This window comes from Oleiphilus sp. HI0132, from assembly GCF_001635845.1.
Genome location: NZ_LWGJ01000802.1, coordinates 1 through 1,088 on the forward strand (window position 1 = coordinate 1; position 1,088 = coordinate 1,088).

Consider the following 1,088-nt stretch of genomic DNA (forward strand, 5'->3'; position numbering starts at 1 on the left):
TCTAATGAAAGGCCTGAAGCGATTTACCGCTTAAGTTGATAGAGTACGCACGATACAGCTGAAATGCTGTGTCGTGTCAACTGCACTATCTAAGCACCTTCCCCGTTATAGGCTAAGCAATCTTGCCGGTTACACGAACCCGCTTACTGCCCTTTTCTTTCTTTGTTTCAGTTTTCGCTTTTGCTGCCGCTGCACGTTGATCAATGATATTCTTCAGCGCAATGATTAAACCCATTCCAACAAACGCTCCCGGAGGCAAAATAGCAAACAGGAAGTTAGGGTAATCTTCGAAAACCTGAATTTCCCAAGCCAGAGCCATATCACCAAAGATCAGGTTCATTCCGGTAAACAGGGTTCCTTGACCAATGAGTTCACGCATGGCGCCCAGCAATACCAATACCACGGTAAAGCCTACTCCCATCATCAAACCATCTGTTGCGGCTGGCAATACAGGGTTCTTACATGCATATGCATCGGCTCGACCTAAGATTGCGCAGTTAGTCACGATTAATGGGATAAAGATTCCAAGAATTTCATACAATTCATAAGTGAAGGCTTGCATCAATAACTCAGCACAAGTCACTAGCGAAGCAATAATCATCACAAAAGCAGGTAGTCTGACTGAATCTCTCACATAGTTTCGAATCAACGAGACCGATACATTAGACCCAAGCAAAACCAAGGTTGTCGCCAACCCCAAACCTAAAGCATTAACTACTGTGCCGGTTACAGCCAATAAAGGGCACAAACCCAGTAGCTGAACCAAGGCTGGGTTATTGTCCCACAAGCCATTCTTAACTAGTTTGTTGAACTCGCCACTGCTAACAAAGCTTTGCTTCGCACCTTCGCTTTGTTCCGGTATTAAATCTGCGCTATTTTCTGCTGCTGCCATTATTGTGCCTCACCTGCTGCAGTATCAGTTCCCGACTTAGAACTCATTGCCTGATCCAGAATCCGATCTTTGTTCTCACTAAAGTAGATCAGCGCTTTATGCACCGCACTGACTATCGCACGAGGTGTAATGGTTGCACCTGTTAACTGATCAAAGTCTCCACCATCTTTCTTCACTTGCCACTGAGTTTCAGTCA

2 protein-coding genes are annotated in these 1,088 nt (G+C 45.1%); both read right to left on the bottom strand.

Translation table 11 applies throughout. The annotated features are described in order from the left end of the window. Positions 1-112 precede the first annotated feature (112 nt). The gene (locus tag A3766_RS09310; RefSeq protein WP_082865008.1) at positions 113-892 is read right to left on the bottom strand and encodes an electron transport complex subunit E; all 780 of its coding nucleotides are present in this window, start codon (positions 890-892) and stop codon (positions 113-115) included. Beyond that, on the bottom strand, positions 892-1,088 hold a 197-nt coding region (locus A3766_RS09315), incomplete at its 5' end, for an FMN-binding protein (RefSeq protein ID WP_156508818.1). The genes A3766_RS09315 and A3766_RS09310, both read right to left, overlap by 1 nt.